The sequence below is a fragment of the Bacillus sp. FJAT-26390 genome (assembly GCF_001682865.1).
Lineage (GTDB): Bacteria > Bacillota > Bacilli > Paenibacillales > Paenibacillaceae > Pristimantibacillus.
The window spans coordinates 1-19370 of the sequence record NZ_MAQX01000033.1 but is presented as its reverse complement, the minus strand read 5'-3'; the positions used below and the strand labels follow the sequence as shown (position 1 = coordinate 19370).

General features: G+C 52.7%; 6 protein-coding genes. All 6 read left to right on the top strand.

The window, feature by feature from the left end:
- Positions 1 to 23 precede the first annotated feature (23 nt).
- The 6 genes from A7975_RS24525 to ligA all read left to right on the top strand — a co-directional run bounded on the left by A7975_RS24525 (position 24) and on the right by ligA (position 18819).
- On the top strand, positions 24 to 9041 hold the full coding sequence (locus tag A7975_RS24525; protein ID WP_065386905.1) for a chitobiase/beta-hexosaminidase C-terminal domain-containing protein: 9018 nt from the start codon (positions 24 to 26) through the stop codon (positions 9039 to 9041).
- A 22-nt stretch (positions 9042 to 9063) separates the two neighbouring features.
- Positions 9064 to 9753, top strand: a complete 690-nt coding sequence (locus A7975_RS24520) for a S1 family peptidase (RefSeq protein ID WP_065386904.1) — start codon at positions 9064 to 9066, stop codon at positions 9751 to 9753.
- Between the two features lie 172 nt (positions 9754 to 9925).
- A complete protein-coding gene (locus A7975_RS24515; RefSeq protein WP_065386903.1) occupies positions 9926 to 13039 on the top strand; it encodes an ATP-binding protein in 3114 nt (1037 codons plus the stop codon).
- Positions 13036 to 14178: a response regulator gene (locus A7975_RS24510; RefSeq protein WP_065386902.1), complete on the top strand. Its 1143-nt coding sequence runs from the start codon at positions 13036 to 13038 to the stop codon at positions 14176 to 14178. The genes A7975_RS24515 and A7975_RS24510 overlap by 4 nt, the downstream gene beginning before the upstream one ends.
- 171 nt (positions 14179 to 14349) lie before the next feature.
- Positions 14350 to 16755 carry a DNA helicase PcrA gene (gene pcrA, locus A7975_RS24505; protein ID WP_065386901.1) on the top strand — a complete coding sequence of 802 codons (2406 nt, stop codon included), beginning with the start codon at positions 14350 to 14352 and terminating at the stop codon, positions 16753 to 16755.
- A 63-nt stretch (positions 16756 to 16818) separates the two neighbouring features.
- Positions 16819 to 18819 (top strand): NAD-dependent DNA ligase LigA, encoded by a 2001-nt coding sequence (gene ligA, locus A7975_RS24500; protein WP_065387161.1) that lies wholly within the window; start codon positions 16819 to 16821, stop codon positions 18817 to 18819.
- Positions 18820 to 19370 lie beyond the last annotated feature (551 nt).

Genomic DNA, 19370 nt, shown 5'->3' with positions numbered 1-19370 from the left:
CATTAATTTGAGGCGGTGTGGAAATGGCAGTGAAGCAAAAATCAATCTACCGGATTGTATTTGCTGTATTGAGTATCGCAATTGCGGTATTTGCCGGCGTATCGATTCTGACTGCAAGCTCGGACCGTTGGACGGAGCACGCGGACGTGAGTTGGTATAACGAGGATTACAACACTTTTAAAATTGATACGCCCGAAAAGCTTGCGGGCATTGCCAAGCTGGTCAATGACGGCGTTTCGCCAGACGGCAAGGCGATCAACGGCTTTAGCGGCAAAATTCTTGAAATCAACAACCATTTTGATCTTTCTGCTTACACATGGGAGCCGATCGGAACGGCGTTAAATCCGTTTAGAGGCACTCTCGTGACCGAGGGCGGGCAAAGCTTTACGCTGACGGGCATGAACGTAGCTGCGGACAATACCTATGCGGGTCTCGTCGGCTTGATGGACGGCGGAACGGTTGGCGGCTTCGACTTCGCAAGCGGAACAATCGAGCTTGTATCGGTCACGCAGTCTACGTATGCGGGAGCGGCAGTTGGCGCTATGGCTAATAACAGCATGGTGTTTAACATCACTAACCATATACCTATTAAAGTAAGCGGAGCGGGAACCTACGTTTACGCGGGAGGAATTGTTGGTTCGGGCGAGGGATCTATTTCGAATTCGAGCAATCTCTCTACGGTAGACGCTGCAGGCTCGTATGTTTATACAGGAGGCATCGCCGGACGTGCGAGCGATGGCGGCCTGTTGATCAAGAAAACGGCGAATGAGGGTGCGATTGCAGCAGGCAATGCGAATGCCGCCGAAGTTTATGCAGGCGGTATCGTCGGTTATGCATCGGGCGAATTGCTGATGCAGGAGCAGGATACGCCAATTAGCAATAAGGCAAACGTTACGGCAACGGGCGGAACAGCCAGCTATGCGGGCGGCATTGCAGGCAAGGCGGCTTCCAAAATTACGTTCTCGGCATCCACGTCGAGCAGCGGAGCGGTAAGAGTAGACGCGCAATCGGCGAACGGCACCTATGCTGGCGGGCTTATAGGTGCGATCGCGGCGCAGCAAGGCAGCTACCTTTATCATGTGAATTTCTCAAACAGCGGGCCGATCGAAAATAACGGAGGCTCGAACGTATATACCGGCGGCATCGCGGGTTATATTCAGAGCGATTTTAATTGGGCTGAGAGCTATGTTGGCCAAGTAAGCGTAACGGCAAGCGGTTCGGCTAATGTGTACACGGGCGGTTTAATCGGCAGCGTATCAGGCGATGTGCGATTTGACGGAGCCGCGCAAAATACAGCCGAAATAACAGTCAACGGCCAACCGGATGAAGCGTATACCGGCGGACTAATCGGCTATGGCGGCAGCCGCGTGTTATTTGAGGGCGCGGCGGCAGGCGAGTATGCGAACAGCGGCAAAATAACGGTAAACGGCGGAACAGGCGTTTATACCGGCGGAATCATCTCCAACCGGGCGTATGCGAAATTATCCGGCGAGCCAAGCCTTAATGTTGAAAGCACAGCCAATATCGAAGTTAACGGGACGGCTAAGCTCTATACTGGAGGCTTTATCGGCACTTTGTCGGAAGGCAGCGACAGAACGATTTCCGGCGCAGCATTCGCCAAGGAATTGAAGGTCACGGCGGCATCGCCGACTGTAGACAACAATGTGCGAACGGGCGGAATTGTGGGTTACTTGGTTAACGGGGTGATAACCGACAGCGCATTTCAAGGGAAGCTTGACGTGACTGGCGGAGATGAGGTGTATACGGGCGGTATTGCGGGCGTCGTAAGTGGCGGCAGCCTATCCGGTCTGTACGCCGGCAATGCGGTTAGCAGCCCTGCGCAAATCGTTACCGATGGTTATGCAGGCGGTATTGCAGGCAGGTTGAAAGGAACGGTGCAAGGGGCCGAGGTCACGCAGCTCTCGCTTAAAGTGAAAACAGCGGGCGGCACGGCAGGCGGTGTCGCAGGCAGAGCACAGGGAGAAATCAACAGCGCGATCGTTGGCTCTGCAAACGAGGCGCATGCGGATACGGTTCAAATCGAGGTCGCTGCAAGCAACGCGGCAGACGGGGCGGACCGGTTTACAGCAGGCGGCATCGTAGGTGCGAATGATGGTGCTCTATCCATTGCGGCGAGCAAGGTGACGCAGACGGGATTCATCAGCGAGGCAGGCAGGAAAAACCACAGTTTGGGCGCGGTAGCAGGCGTATTAACGGCTGAAGCCGTTGTCGGCGATGATGGAACGCCTATCGTTGTGGAGCAAATGATCTTTAACGTTCAAGCGGCAGAGAGCAATGTCGGCGGAGCGATCGGCGTCAATTACTCGCCGAAGGTGAATGTGACAATCGAGAACGCTGAATTTAAAGTTCCAGCCGCTTCTGTTCATGCAGGAGCCATTGCGGGCGTCAATCATGCAGCCTTTGAAGGTGCGGCAAGCAGCTTGAGCGCACGCGCCATTAAGGTGGACGCGCAAGGTGACGCTGCGCATATCGGCGGCCTCTTCGGCGAGAACCACGGGGCGGTTCCGGCTAGCTTGGCAGAGGACGTTACGATAACGGCGGCAGGATCGGATAATGAGCTTGGCGGTATTGCAGGCCGCAATACCGGTGCGCTTACCGATAATAAAGCGGTTAATATCGCAATTGCTGCGAACGGGACGAAGGCGGCCGCAGGCGGTATTGTGGGACGCTCTAACTCGGAGAACAACGCGCCAAAGGCGATTATTGCCAATGCGTCCGTTCGAGCGGCTGCGGAGCCAATGATAACGGCAGCGGCAGCGGACAGCAATATTGGCGGTATCGCGGGTTTTGCCAGCCGGACGGAAATTCATAACCCGGTAGTCGATTCCGTCGTGCCCGATTACGCGATGCTGTCGGTTAAAGGAAGCAAGGTTGCAGCTGGCGGCATAGTGGGACGAATCGGACAAGGAGCCATTATTGGCGATTCCGTCCGGACGAATACGGAAAATGTGGTTGTCTCCACAACGGCGGCGGCAGCAAACGGCCATATCGGCGGTATTGCCGGCTATAGCGAGGATACGCTGCTTGATCGTTTAGTGGGAAGCAAGATCAATTTGATCATTAACGGCGAGCATACCGTTGTGGGCGGAGTGGCGGGATACAACCGAAGCACCGATACCGCAATTATTACGAACGTGTTTGCAGAAACCTTGAACGTAACCGTAAACGATAAAGCAGCATTTTCAACGGCGGGCGGCTTGGTTGGGCTTAATGACACCCGTGCGATGGATGCAGGCTCTGATCCGGCAGCGGCACCTAGCACGATTCAAAAAAGCCGATTTGTCGGCAAGGTTAGCGTTGCGGCTCCTTCCGCTGTTACCGGCGGCTGGGTTGGCGAGAATCGCAGCTTGATTGCCAATAACAACATCTCCGATAAAACACCGGTGCTATCTACGGGGATGAATGCAACGGTTGGCGGATTTGTAGGCCTGAATCAATCAAAAGGAACTTTATACTATACCTATTCCAATGCGAACCTCACCATTAAAGGTAAAAATGCGTTGGCTGGCGGATTGGTCGGCGACAATGCGGGCCGCATCACGGCTTCTTACGTTGACATCGATGTTACGGGCCAATCGGAGGGAACTTCGTCGAAATCAGTCGCTTTGGGCGGACTGGCAGGACGGAACAGCGGTGACATTACGAAGTCCTACAGCGTTGCGAATGTAACGGGCACAGGCGTCTACACCAATGTAGGCGGTTTGGTAGGCGAGCAGACGGCAGGAACGATTACGGATTCCTACACGGGCAAAGAAGTAAAAGCGACTAACGCAAACTCCTTCGCCGGAGGCTTCATTGGACGCATTACGGGCGGCAAAATATTTACGAGCTACTCCTCCGTACCGGTATCGGGCACTAATGGCGCTTTTGCAGGCGGTTTTGCCGGACGGTATGACAATGCGAGCAAGGAATTGCTGTACAAGTCCTATTATGTGAAGGACGAGGACCGTCAAATTAATAAGGATTTGCCGGATTTTGCAGACGGCAATCATCGCTTTCTTAATGTGCATGCTAGGCTGAGCACGATACTTGAGGCGACGCTTCGCGACCGGAGCGTTTTCCCGGCGCTGTCGGGCTGGGACTTTGTCGAAGCGTGGAAATACGGCTCGCCAAATGCCAGCTACAAATATCCGGAGCTGAATCGCAGCGCGAATAACGGCGGCGGTGGCGGCGGCAACGACGTCAATGCGAATATTAGATGGTACATGCTGGATAAGGATGCCGTTGCCTTCGACATCGGAACGGAAGCGGAGCTGGCTGGACTTGCGGCTATCGTCAACGGTACCATTCCGGGTCTTGAACGGTTCGATTTCCAAGACAGAACGATTCGGATCGTCAATCCGATTCATATTCAGTCCACGCAGTGGATGCCGATCGGCAGCAGCGAGGCGCTTGCTTTTGAAGGTACCTTTGATGGCGGCGAGCATCTGATTGACGGACTGACTATTTTGCCTAGCCAAGATTATTCCGGCTTGTTCGGGGTCATCGGTACAAACGGAGTTCTCGGCCATGTGGTCATTGAGCCAGAATCGATTGATGGAGGCAGATACACAGGCGTGCTTGCCGGACTTAACAAAGGGGCTGTCTCTCAAGTTAGCGTCAAGCTGCTTAACGGCGCGGGCGTAAGCGGCGGTACAGTAGGCGGCATCATTGGCAAAAATACGGGAAATATCGCTGCATTGTCCCTGTCGATTGCAGACGGAAGCGGGATAGAAGGAAAAGGAGCCCAGCCTGTAGTTGGCGGTATCGTGGGCGACAATGCTTCTGTTTTTGCAGAGCATACGATTCGTATCCAAGGCGGCTCTATAGGAAGCGCGGCAGCTGACGCCATTGTCGGCGGCATGGTCGGCAGGCAAACCGGCGATGCAGGCAAGCTGAGCATGAACCTACAAGCAGCAGCAAGCATATATGCTACGGGTGATAACAGCATAGTAGGCGGCGTCATCGGCAACCACGTAACGGGTGCTGCGGAAAATATGACAGCAGCCTTCGAGCACGGCAAGCTGGAAGCGGCGGGCAACGCCTCTATCCTTGGCGGAATCATCGGACGCTCCGATGCGGGAAGCACACTCCGTCATTTAAGGGTGACGGGTGCCGGTGAAGGTCCGCATTTAGTTGGCAAAAGCACGCTAGGCGGCATTGTCGGTTCGAAGCTCGGCAGCGCAAGCAGCAGCTTCGATATGGAGGACCTCTCTATCAAGCAAGCAGTGCTTGTTACGCCGGCTGACAGCAGCTCTGCCATTATAGGCGGCATTGCCGGGAAGCTCGCAGATACGGCAATCACTAATCTGTCCTCCCAAGCGAACATAACGGCTGCGGGAGAAAACGTAACGGCTGGCGGTATTGCCGGCTTATCGCAAAACACGATTATTTTAAAGGCAGACGTTGTTCCGAATATCGTTTTTGCCGCAAAGTCGGGAGAAAGCGCCATTGGCGGTATCGTTGGCATCAGCAACTCCTCTGATCGGGATAAAGCGTTCGACTTCGGAAGACTGATTCCGCTTTATCATGGCGTTTATGATGCGATGGCTCAGGGCGGTTCGATCCAATCGACCGAATCGGCTCAAGGCGCTGATCTATTCGTAGGAGGAATTGCCGGTAAAAACAGCACGGCTTCTATCTACCAATCGAAGGCGGCCTCGACCATTGCGGTGAGCGGCGGGAAAACCGTCGCGATTGGCGGCTTGACCGGCTTTAATGATGGCATCATTGTTAGCTCGGAGGCTCAGAACGGCATCCAAGCGGATAAAGGTAGCGTTTATCATATTGGAGGAATCGCCGGATTATCTGCCGGCGGCGAAATCCATTATACAAAAGCAGTTTCGCCAAATGGCGAGAAAATAGCAGTCGGCAGCGCCGTTACGCAGCCAGGCGTTGTTCCGGCATCGCAGGTAGGCGGCTTCGTGGGATCGGGTGATTATACCCGCATAACGAATTCGACCTCCAATGTTCCAATCGAAATTAATTGCATCAACCCGGATAACACGATTTACGCGGGCGGCTTCGCCGGATTGCTTGGCGATTCCGACAACCGCACGGGACTCATTCAGTGGGCGTACGCTACGGGAAGCTTGAATGTAACTGGTCTAACGGGCGCCTATGTCGGCGGCTTCGCGGGATCAGTGGACCATTACTCCATTAGCGATGCGTACGCGTCCGGCAATGTGCAAAATGCCGGCTTCGATACGCGAAGCGGCGGCTTCGCAGGCGCTGTTGAGAGACAAGCGGTTATTAGCAAGGCATACGCGGTGCTGGGCAGCATTCAGACATCGGGTATCAACGCTGCAACTATCTCTTATACCGGCGGCTTCGCAGGCTATAACGACGGAACATTAAAGAGCGTATACGCCGATGTATCCGATATCGCTGTTAAAGCTAGCGGCGCGAACGTGTATAAAGGGTCGTTTATCGGCTACAACTTCAGAGACGGAAAGGCCGAGCAATCCTCGTACAAGGGTGCTCTCGCACCAATCGGCCGCAATATTGGAGCTGCGGAGGGACTAACTCCGAAGGATTTGACAGCAGGGCTTGGACTTAGCGACTGGAGCTTTGATGTGGATACGACATTCCTCTCGAATCAGGGAACGACGGAGGCTGTCGTAACGAATGCCAAGCAGCTTGCAGGAGTCGTGCTTCTGTATAACGATACGGGACTCGATTATTACCGTTTGTACAACAGAGCGGCAACGGCCAAGCTGAATTTGGCGAAAATCACGCTGGCGTCCGATATTGCGCTGAACAACCGGAAGTGGGTGCCTATTAATCGGTTCGCAGGCGAGCTGGATGGACAGGGCCATTCGATATCGGGCTTGAAGCTAACGGCAGGCGATGCCGGGGCAGCAGGCTTCATTAGCGAAAATGAAGGAAAAATTCATCATCTCACGTTTGCTGAAGCAAGCGTAGAGGGCGGCGAGAGCACAGGGACCGCAGCCGGCATCAATAGAGCTGGCGGAACGATTGAAGATGTTTCGGTCAGCGGAACGGTCAGCGGACAAGGCAATGTCGGCGGCGTAGTCGGCGTGAACGAGGGGCGAATCGCAACCACGTATGCAAGCGGAACGATCAGCAGCGTAGGCGCTGAGAAAGTGACCGCAGCAGGCGGAATAGCCGGCCATAACAAAGCAGGCGCTTCGATAACCGAATCGTTCTCTTACGCGGACATTCGTTCTGCTTCCAAACAGGCGGCAGCAGGCGGAATAGCCGGTCTTCAGCAAGGGGAGATCGACAATACCTATAATGCAGGCCGTGTAGCGGCAGAGGGCACGGAAGAAGCGCGGGCAGGCGGCATTGCTGGGCTAGCTTCGTCAGGAACGATCAGCCATTCATTAAATACAGGCGAAATCGTTGCCTCCGTTGGCGGCAAGCTGGTGAAGGGCAAAACCTTCTTCGGCGGCATAGCCGGCCAGAAGAACAATGCGGCAGCGCTTATTCAGAACCTGTTCAATAAACAAATGCTGAAGGCAAATTTCGCTTACCATGATGCGTCAGGCAAAAGCGCAGCGGGACAAGCTTCCGAAGCATCAGGCTTGCTGGCGGCGGAGCTTGTTACAACGAAGCTTCCAGCACAGCTTGGAGCTGCGAAATGGAAGGCGGCAGCCGGCTTCTATCCGCGCCTGTCAGCCTTTAACGGCCATGATGCTACTGCGCTCAGCACGGCGGCAATCCTTTTGAACGAGCGTGATTCCGTGAACAAAATCAAGACAAGCTTTGATTTGACTGCGGATAGCTCGGTGAAATGGACCGCTAAGGCGGGGGAGGCGCTAATCACAACGGCTTCCGGCAAGGTCAAGGGCTCCTTAAGCACAACGGGCAGCGCGGCGATAACCGCCTCCATTAATGGCAAAGCGCGCACGATCGTTGTAAATGCGGCAGCGATTCCTTATGCGGAAACGGCGCTTGCACCTACGGTTGTTTCTGGCGAAACGAACTTTACCGATAAGGTGACGGTTAAGCTGGCAACGGAGGAGCTTGACGGACGCATCTACTACACAGTGGACGGCAGCGAGCCGGATGAGTATTCCCTGCTCTATATCGAACCGATTGTTTTGACGGAAACGACGACGATAAAAGCAATGACGGTATTTAGCGAGAAGGAGAATAGTATGATCTTTTCCGGCTTGTGGACGAAGAAACCGAATGCGGGCGGCGGCTTCGGCGGCGGCGGATTTGTTCCGCCGGTCGTAACAGCGCCTGAGATTTCGGCTGTTGTTGGACAGAAAGCAGCAGACCCGGAGTCGGATGCGCCAATCATCGTAGCGCGCAACAGCAAGCTTGTATTGTCAGCGCCAGCGGATCAAATCATTTACTACACGACTGACGGCAGTTTGCCAACAACGAAGAGCCTGCGATACAAGGGGCCGATTCTGGTTACCGGCAAGATGACGATCAAAGCGATTACCGATAAGAACGATCAGGTCGTGACGATTCATTACGAGGTAGAGAATGCCAAGTACGATTTGAAGCGCGATGCCGCAAGCACCCCATATATGGCGGGTTATGAGAGTGGAGCGTTCAAGCCTAATGCGGCACTTACTAGATATGAGCTTATGAAGTCACTTTCATTGCTGCTTGATAAAGAGGACGTTAGCGTGGGCAGTCTGTTCAGCGACGTGCGTGCCAGCGAAGAGGCACTGGTATCCTTCTTCAACTCGGCTGGTATCGTAGAAGGATATCCGAACGGCACCTTCCAAGGCGAGCGCGGACTTACGAGAGCTGAATTTGTTGTCATCATGTCCAGAGTGCTGAAGCTTTCGGTCACGAAGCAAGGGGCGGCGTCGCTCTCTGATGTGAAAGGCCACTGGTCAGAAAAATACATTAATGCCTTTGTGGCAGCAGGTTACGTTCAAGGCTTCCCGAATGGGACGTTCAAGCCGAACGATGAAATTTCGAGAGCGCAGGCGGTTGTCCTAATCAACCGTGTCATTGGCGCTCGCAAGCAAAGCGAGTCAGACATGCATTATAACGATTTGTCGCCTTCCCACTGGGCTTATGGCGATATCATGTCGGCTGCATTGAAGTAGGCTAAGAGGAGTGATGCTTAACATGAAACGGACGATCCAATCCAAACTCTTACTGGCATGCATCGTGGTATCGCTATTGTCTTGCATCGTTTTGTTTACGGGAGCGGGTGCGCAGACGCCAGCCATCCAGAATGCCGAAGGCATTTATGAAAATGCGGGCGATGCCGTATTTTATCTGCGGGCGCTGCGAAGCGACGGCACCGTGCTGGCAGTTGGCAGCGGGGCTGTCATTTCGGCGGACGGAGAGGCGGCAACCGCCTATCATGTTGTAAAGGATGCTGCGCGGCTAGAAGCTATTCTAGCCGACGGCAGCGCTTTGAAAGGGGTCAAGCTGCTTCGTTACGACGAGCTTACCGATGCAGCGCTGCTGAAGCTGCCTGCGCGAGTGGATAGCAAGGGGAAAATAAAGCTCTACAGCATGCTGCTCATTAAAGAAGCTGCGTTAAAGCATGGCGAGCGTATATTTGCAATTGGCTACCCGCTCAAAAACACGCCTATTATTACAGAGGGAATCGTCAATAACCCTCAAGCGGAAATTAACGGCAGAGACCGTGTTCTCGTATCCGCGCAGGTAGCAAGCGGAATGTCCGGCGGACCGGCCATTGATGAGCAAGGGCGGCTGGCGGGCATCATTTCGGGCTCGCTGCGGACGATGAACAATATCCATCTCGTCATTGCTGCCAGCGACCTGCGGCAATTAATGAAAACTTAGAAAATGGCCGAAAGAGGCTGCTTCGATAAAGAAGGCTCGGTTCTCATATCGGAATGTCAGCGAGCTGATAAGAAGATGAGTGTGCGAAAGCAGCATTCATCTTCTTTTTTTTCGTTTATTGCTAGAATTATGCAGTTGCAGTTATGATGAAATGAAGAATGGAGGAAGGGATATGGATGGGCGAAAGCTGTCACTTGCAGCCAGTGTATTGCTTGGATTGGTGCTTCCAGTTTGCTTTATCGTTCAAATGATAGCAGCCGGCTTACATATGCCTGAGGCCAAGAACGGACAAATGGATTTGAGAGAATGGAATTTTGCCGAGGATGGCGTCGTGCCGTTAAAAGGCGAATGGGAGTTTTACCGCAATCAGCTGTTGGTGCCGGCATCTCCGCTGCCTGATACGGCTGTCCTTGCTGTGGTGCCAAATGCTTGGAATGACATGATGAAGAGCGAGGAGTTTTCAGGCTCCCATGGGTATGGCACATATCGGATGGTTATTCGCATCAAAGAGGAAGCAGATGTGTTGTACGGAATACATACAGGGAACGTTCGGATGGCGAATCGGATTTATATAAACGGCCGTGAGGCGGGCGCGAGCGGCGTCCCCTCCGAATCGAAGGATACGTTCGTGCAAAATAATGTGCCCTATGTAGGATTTGCACCAGTGACTGGCGAATGGGTAGAAATTATTGTGCAGGTTGCCAATTACGATTACGCATCAGGAGGGATCATTATTCCGATCTCCTTCGGCAAGCAGCAAGCCGTCCTGCAAAATCGGGAGTGGCGCGTGCTTCAAGATCTGATATCGGCGATAGGCTTTATCATACCTGCCGTATACCTGCTGCTGTTCTACCGCAAGCTGCGGAAAGAGCATTCGCTTCTGCATCTGGGCTTGATGTGCTTAGCTTGCTGTTTGTTTGTATTGACGCATGGAGAGAAGCTGCTCGCCGAGGCTGTGCCTTGGCTGACTTACGGCGTTATCTTGAAAATACAGGCAATCTCATCGCTCTTTATCTATTATTTTTTGCTCTTATATACTTCTGTAGTATCGTTCACGCCGGTTACTCGCACAAAAATGCTGCGCATGCTGAAAGTCGTATTGATCGTGCTGCTCGTATGCTCGATTGTTTTGCCGACTAATCTGCTATCCTCCATGGATCAAGTTAGCGTGGTACCTCTTTTTTGCACAGTGCTGTTCGTATTGTTCAACATGCTGAGAAGCCTGATTCGCACCTCTACCAATATCATTTTCGAATCGCTTAGCATTTTGAGCCTTCTCCTTGTCATCGTGCTTCAAGCGCTTATGTATTTTGGTATTTTGGATACCTCGTCAATCATTTCATATGAAATGCTCTTTTTTGTCATTATGCAGGCGATGATGATGGCCAGCCGATTTGCTGATTCGTATAAAGAGGTCGAGGAGCTCTCACGCAGGCTGCTTACTCTCGATGGGCTGAAGGATGAATTTTTGGCGAACACCTCGCATGAGCTGCGAACGCCGCTGCATGGGATCATTAATATGGCTGACTCTCTCATCGAAGGAGCGGCAGGCAGCGTTACGGAGGAGCAGTCGCGCCATATCGCGATGATCGCGTCCACAGGCAAAAGGCTCTCTTCCCTTATTCACGATATTCTCGACTTTTCCAGTCTCAAGAACGGCAACATCAAACTTAAATTCCGGCCTGTTCATCTTCCTACGGCTGCCGAGTCGGTAATTGAGGTAGTCAAACATACGGCTGGCAGCAAAAATATTCGTTTCATCCAGGAATGGCCGGCTGATCTGCCACTGCTCTATGCGGATGAGGACCGGCTCGTGCAGGTGCTGTACAACTTGATTGGCAATGCGGTGAAGTTTACGCAAGAAGGTGAAATTCGAATCTCTGCTGCCATTATGGAAGATAAAGCAGTGATTACGGTAGCCGATACGGGCATTGGCATGCATGTAGAGCGGCTCGAGGATGTGTTCCACAGCGATAATCGGAATGCGGATTACGAGGTTTCTTCTAATAAAGGGTCAGGCTTTGGGCTTGGCATTGCCAAAAAGCTCGTTGAGCTGGGCGGCGGGCGCATATGGCTGGAGCCGAAACGGGAAATCGGAACGGCAATCCATTTCACATCGCCTATAGCTGTTAACGAGAAGGCTGCCGACCCAGCTCCTTATCTATCCGTTAAGCCGATAGCTGATTCTGGCATGATGGAGAGCGCGGCAGCGGCTGCCGAAGGAATGTCCCGCGATGAGGAACAGGCGAGCGGCGGCATCATTATGATCGTTGACGATGACCCCGTTAATTTGCAGGTGCTGCACAACCTGCTGTCTGTCGAGCGCTATCAAGTCATTGCGCTGAGCAGCGGTGAAGAGGCTTTGTCGGAGATCAGAAACAACTCGAATATCGATCTCGTCATTGCCGATTGGATGATGCCGGGCATGTCCGGTATCGAGCTGACACGTTTGATCAGGGAGAGATATCTCCTGTCAGAGCTGCCCGTTTTGCTGCTTACGGCAAGAAGCTATCCGGATGATATGGAGAAGGCTTTTCGCGCAGGCATCAACGATTTTTTGGGCAAGCCGATGGAGGCGAAGGAATTGCGCGCGCGCGTGCGGACGCTGATTCAGCTGAAGCAGTCTGTACAGCAGGCTATCCAGTCGGAAATGGCGTTTTTGCAAGCGCAAATCAAGCCGCATTTTTTGTATAATGCACTTAATACGGTAATTGCCATCTGCCCGGACAACCCAGAGAAGGCGTCGCTGCTGCTGATGGAGCTGAGCCAATTTTTGCGCGGGAGCTTTGACTTCCATAACCGGGACCGGCTTGTTCCCTTGCATCAGGAGCTGGAGCTGGTCAAATCCTATTTAACGCTTGAGCATGCCAGATTCGAGGATCGGCTCGTGATCCGTTACGAGCTGGGCAAGGAAATGTATACGTTTATTCCGCCGCTTAGCATCCAGCCGCTTGTTGAAAATGCGATAAGGCACGGCATTATGAGAAAATCATACGGCGGAACGGTTACGATTGCGGTTCAGGAGAGCGAGAGCGAGCTTGTGATCTCCGTATCGGATGACGGAGTCGGCATGTCGCGTGAGAAGGCAGCTGCGGTGCTGGCAGGTACGGCAGAAGGCCGGAGAGGGGTAGGGCTTCGCAATATTAATCAGCGGCTGCTCACTTTCTATGGCAAGGGGCTGCATGTGCTAAGCCGTGAAGGCGAAGGAACAACAGTGAGCTTTACGATTTCTAGAGCTAAAATCGCCGGGCGTTCGACGGTAGGCGTAAGGAGTGACTTAATGTGAAAGTGGTTCTTATCGATGATGAATATCCAGCACTGCTTCAGCTTGAGCGTCTGCTGCTGGCGGATGGCCGCCTCGATGTCAGAGGCAAATTCACGTCGCTTGCGGAGGGCATGCTGCATCTCGCGCAAGAGAGAGCGGATATCGTATTTCTGGATATTGAAATGCCTGATATAAACGGCTTGGAGGCCGCGGAGTATATTCAGCAGCTGGATAGCTCCATCACGATTGTGTTCGTGACAGCTTTCTCTGAATATGCGGTCGAAGCCTTTGAAGTCCATGCCTTCGATTATTTGCTAAAGCCGGTATATCCGGCTCGGTTAGCGAAGACGGTTGATCGAATTGCCGCCGATATGGATCGCCATGAATCGAAGGCGGTTCACCCGGCAGCTCAGGATGGCGAGGCTCAAATCCTTAGCCTTGGCAAGCTTGTGCTGCGCAGCTCGCCTGATCGGATGGAGCCTTTTAAATGGAGAACCTTAAAGTCGCATGAGCTGTTTGCCTACTTGCTCCACCACAAAGGGAAATGGCTGGACAAAAATCAAATTATCGAAACGTTGTGGTCGGACTATACGCTGGATAAAGCAATTAATCATTTACATACTTCCATATATCAAGTCCGCAAGCTGCTTAAGGATTGGAAGCCCAATATTAAAGTGGAGTTTGAGCGCAACAGCTACCGGCTAACGATTGAGAATCTTATTATGGATACGGAGCTGTTCGAGAAGGTGACCGATCAGCCGGTTATCACCGAACAAAACATGAAATATTACGAAGGTTTGCTCTCCCTTTATCGAGGGGATTACCTGGAGGAGCTTGATTGCGTATGGGCCGTTGCAAGGCGCGAGCAGCTGCGGCGGTTACATATGCAGGTGGTTATCGGCGTAGCGTCCTATGAGCTGGCAAGCGGAAGAGGGTTTCAGGCGGTGCTACGGCTGAGCGAGCTGCAGGAGAGAGAGCCCTACTCCGATGAGATTTGCCGCCATATGCTGCTGGCTTACGAGAAGCTTAGAGACAGAACGGCGCTTCAGCGCTATTATGAATCTTTTGAGGAGCTGGTCCGCAAGGATCTGAGAATCGAGCCGGAAATCCGAACGAAAGAGCTGTACGAGCAGCTTTACGCGCAGCTGAAACATGGTTAAGCGTGACGGCGCACTTTTAATTAAGATGAATTGCTGCTCGCATGGCTTACTCGTTTGGCCGTTTTGTTCTGGCAAAAGGAAGCTTGCATTCCTAATATCTCAAATTGACACAGGAGTGGCCGTTGTCTACACTGGGAAGAGGCGAACATATGCGAACAAAGGAGTCGGAGCATGTTGAATTATATTAGTATCGAGCAAGCGGTGCAGAAGCTGAATCCGCCGCAGCGGGAAGCCGTTCAGACGACTGACGGACCGCTGCTTATTATGGCTGGAGCGGGAAGCGGCAAGACGCGCGTGCTGACACATCGTATTGCTTACTTAATAGAGAAGAAGCGTGTGGCGCCATGGAGCATTTTGGCCATCACCTTTACGAATAAAGCGTCACGGGAAATGCAGGACCGGGTGAGTGCGCTCGTGGGACCCTCTGGACGGGATATTTGGGTATCCACCTTCCACTCGATGTGCGTAAGGGTTCTCCGCAGAGATATTGACCGGATCGGTTTTACATCAAGCTTCTCCATATTGGATTCCTCGGACCAGCTGTCGGTCATTCGCGGCTGCATGAAGGACATGAACATCGATACGAAGAAGTTTGAGCCAAAAGCCGTTCAAGCCGCCATCAGCGGAGCAAAAAACGAGCTGGTCTCGCCTGAGCAATATGAGCAGAAGGTCGGCGATTATTTTGAGGGCATCGTTGCCCAGGTGTTTACGAAATACCAGAAGAAGCTAAGAAGCAACAATTCGCTGGACTTCGATGATCTCATTATGATGACGATTCAATTGTTTAAGGATGTACCTGAGGTGCTTGAGTTCTATCAGAACAAGTTCCGCTACATTCACGTCGATGAGTATCAGGATACGAACAGGGCGCAGTATATGCTGACGCGCATGCTTGCTGATAAGCATCATAATATATGCGTAGTGGGCGACAGCGATCAGTCGATCTACCGGTGGCGCGGTGCCGACATTACGAACATTTTGAATTTTGAAGGCGATTATCCCGAAGCGCGGACGATCATGCTGGAGCAGAACTATCGTTCAACAGCCAACATTCTGGATGCGGCGAATGCGGTTATTAAGCTCAATACGGGCAGAAAACCGAAGAAGCTGTGGACGGATCAAGGCGCCGGCGATCTCATTTCTCTCTATCAAGCGGATACGGAGCATGACGAAGGTTATTTCGTAACCGGGGAAATTCGTAAAAACGTGAATAAAAGCTATAAATTTGCCGATCATGCGATATTGTATCGTACGAATGCGCAGTCGCGGGTAATCGAGGAAATTTTGATCAAATCCGATATCCCTTATCAAATCGTGGGCGGCATAAAGTTCTACGACCGCAAAGAGATTAAGGATTTGCTCGGCTATTTGAAGCTCGTTTCCAATCCGGATGACGACATCAGCTTGGTGCGCATCATCAACGTGCCGAAGCGGGGCATCGGGGATACGACCGTTGGGAAGCTTGCGGATGAAGCGGCAAGACGGGGCACATCGATTTTCCGCGTCTTGAACAATCTCGGCGAGGTTGAAGTAAACGGAAGAACGCGCACGCTGCTGCGCGAGTTTTATGACATGATCGACAACCTTACGCGAATGGTTGAATATTTATCGGTGACCGAGCTTACCGAGAAGGTGCTTGAGCTGTCGCAGTACCGGATGGAGCTGCACCAGGAGAATACGCTGGAGTCGAAGGCACGCCTTGAAAATATCGACGAGTTCTTGTCGGTTACGATGGATTTTGAGAAGCGCAATGAAGATAGGACGCTAGTCGCGTTTCTGACGGACCTTGCTTTGATCGCCGACATTGATTCCTTGAACAAAGAGGAAGAAGAAGCGGAGAAGAACAAGGATGCCATCACGTTGATGACGATGCACAGCGCGAAGGGGCTTGAGTTCCCGGTCGTCTTTATCATCGGCATGGAGGAGAGTGTGTTCCCTCATAGCCGTGCGCTTGCGGACAATGAGGAGCTCGAAGAGGAACGCCGCCTAGCTTACGTGGGCATAACCCGCGCGGAGAAGCGGCTTTATCTGACTTGCGCTCGGATGCGTACTTTGTTTGGGCGCACCAATAGCAACTTGCCGTCGCGCTTCTTGCAGGAAATACCGGAGAGCGTGAGAGAAGGCGCTTCTAGCGGCAGCGGCGGCTACTCGCGTGCAGGCTCCGGCGGCGCGCGCAGTGGCGGCGTCAGCGTCACAGGCGGTACCGGCGCAGCGGCGCAGGGCGGCGGAAGCCGCAGCATTGCAGGGCGCGGGCCGGCTGGCGGCGCGTCTGGCGCAGGCGGCCGTTCCCCAGGCATGGGGGGAACGGGCCCAGCCGCTATGGGCGGCAGAGGCGGCGTGCGGGTGAGCACGCCGCTGCAGGAAGCCGCTCGGGCGGCACAGAGCAGCGGCGCGGCAGGCGATGCCGCGCCTGGAACCTTTGCCACTGGCGAGAGAGTATCGCATGGCAAGTGGGGCATTGGTGTCATTGTCTCCGTCAAAGGGACGGGCAAGGACATGGAGCTTAATATCGCGTTCCCGGCGCCTGTCGGGATCAAGCGATTGCTTGCCGGCTTTGCGCCAATAACGAAGGTGTAAACAAGATCAGCTATTTTGGACGATTAGAAGGAGGAGCCTCCCGTGAACGCTCAATTAGAGAGGATGCAACAGCTTGTTGCGATCATTACCGAGCATAATTATCGCTACTACACGCTTGATCAGCCTACCATTGATGACGCTGATTACGACAAGCTATACGACGAGCTCGTAGCACTCGAAGCCGAGTCTGGCACCATTTTACCTGAATCGCCGACTCAGCGCGTAGGCGGAGACCTGCTCAAAGGCTTTGAGCCTTATAAGCATCGCGCCCGGCTGTGGAGTCTGGACAAAGCGCAAAATGTCGAAGATCTGATCGCATGGAATACGAGGCTGCTCAAAGCGGTTGCGGATTACAATGCGAAAAATCCGGATGAAGAGCCGCTGCCTCAGCCAACCTATGTGGTTGAGTTGAAGTTTGACGGCCTGACGCTGAATCTAACCTATGAGGACGGTCAGCTTGTGCAAGCGGCGACTCGCGGAAACGGCACGGTTGGGGAGGGTATTTTGCAGCAGGTGCGCACGATTCGTTCGGTGCCGCTCACGATTCCTTTTAACGATGGCATTATCGAGGTGCAGGGCGAAGGCATTATGCAATTGTCGGTGCTTGCCAAATACAACGAAACTGCGGCGGAGCCTCTTAAAAATGCGCGAAATGCAGCAGCGGGAGCACTTCGCAATCTAAATCCGCGGGTTACGGCCGAGCGGAAGCTGAATGCATTCTTCTACAATATAGGTTACGCCGACGGGGTAGCCTTCGCTGATCATCGCGAGATGCAGCAGTTTCTGAAGGATAACCGGTTTAAGGTGAACCCTTACGTGACCTATCAGAATACGATCGAAGAGGTGCAAGAAGAGCTGGTTCGCGTCACGGAGCAGCGCGAGCACCTTGATTTCCTGATAGATGGCGCGGTAATTAAAGTTGTCGATATGCGCACGCGTGAAGCGCTGGGCTACACGGATAAGTTTCCCCGCTGGGCGGTTGCCTTTAAGTTCGAAGCGGAAGAAACGACGACCGTGCTTGAATCGGTATCGTGGGAGGTTGGCCGTACGGGGAAAATAACGCCGGTCGCCCGCGTCGAGGCTGTAGAGCTTGCAGGCGTTACCGTTCAAAACTGCACGCTCAACAATATCGGCGACATCGAGCGCAAAAACCTAAAGCATGCTTTGGGCACGCTCGTTACGATCCGCCGCTCGAATGATGTTATTCCAGAAATATTGGGCAAGGCAGATGAGGAGCCGGGCGTGGAAATCGAGTTCCCGACGGTTTGTCCGTCATGCGGCACGGAGCTTGAACAACGCGGCGCGCATTTGTTCTGCAATAACAAGCTGGGCTGCCAGCCGCAAATTATTGGCCGCATTACGCATTTTGCATCGCGGGATGCGATGGATATCGATACGTTCAGCGTGATGACGGCTGATCAGCTGTACAAGGACTGTGAAGTGCGCGATCCTGCGGATTTGTATGCCTTAACGTATGATGACCTTATTAAGCTCGAACGGTTCGGCGAGAAAAAGGCGCTTAAGCTGATCGCGGCTTTCGAGAAATCCAAGGACCGGGAGCTTTCGTCGTTCTTGTTCGCGCTTGGCATTCCGAATACAGGCAAAGCGACTACGAAAATGCTTGCTGACCACTACGGGAATTTGGATGCCATTATGCAGGCGGAGGCCGAGGAGCTTGTTGCCCTTCCTGATATCGGTGGCATTGTCGCCGAGAGCATCGTTGGATTTTTTAATGATCCGATTATTATCGCGAGCATTGCCAGAATGCGCGAACTGGGCGTAAAAGCGGAAGCCGAGCAGCAGCTGGTTGCGAGAAATGACAGTGTATTCAGCGGGAAGACCGTCGTTCTAACCGGTACGCTGCCAACGATGTCCCGAGACGAAGCAGCCAAGCTGCTCGAGGCGTGCGGCGCCAAGATTTCAGGCAGCGTCTCCAAAAAAACCGACTTCGTCATCGCAGGCGAAAGCGCGGGAAGTAAGCTGACGAAGGCGCGGGATCTAGGCATTACCGTTATTGAAGAAGAAGCCGAGCTGCTGCGCCTGTTAGGCGAAACAACTGCTTAGCGTAAGCAAGCTCTTGGAATAAGTAAGATATTAGGGGAGTCTTATTGATCCCCGAAATTTAAACGAGCCTTAGAAGCGATTCTAAAGGCTCGTTTTCTTTTTCTATTCGTTTGTTCGCGTAAACAACGGCAGGTTAGCGGGATATTTTCCTGTTCATTTTGTTTGGAGGAGAGCGGTAGCTCTAAACGGATAAAAAGGCATCTATTATTCGTATTTCGAACCCTGTAGGCGGATGTGCAGTAAAGCAAGAAATATAACCTAAAATAAAGTCGCTATTTGTAAAATTTTTCAACTTGTAATCCGTTTGCGTAAGTGATATATTATTTCTTGTCGCTTCTGAGACACACGATATACAACGGAATGACACACAAACAAATGTGAAACAAACTGTTGACAGCGTCGAATGAAGATGATAATATGATTTCTTGTCACGACAAAATGTGACAAACAAGTTCTTTGAAAACTGAACAAATGGATCACGTCGATCCGATAATGTTTTAAAATAGCTAGTTAAGTATTGAGCAAGTCAAACACCAATTTGGAGAGTTTGA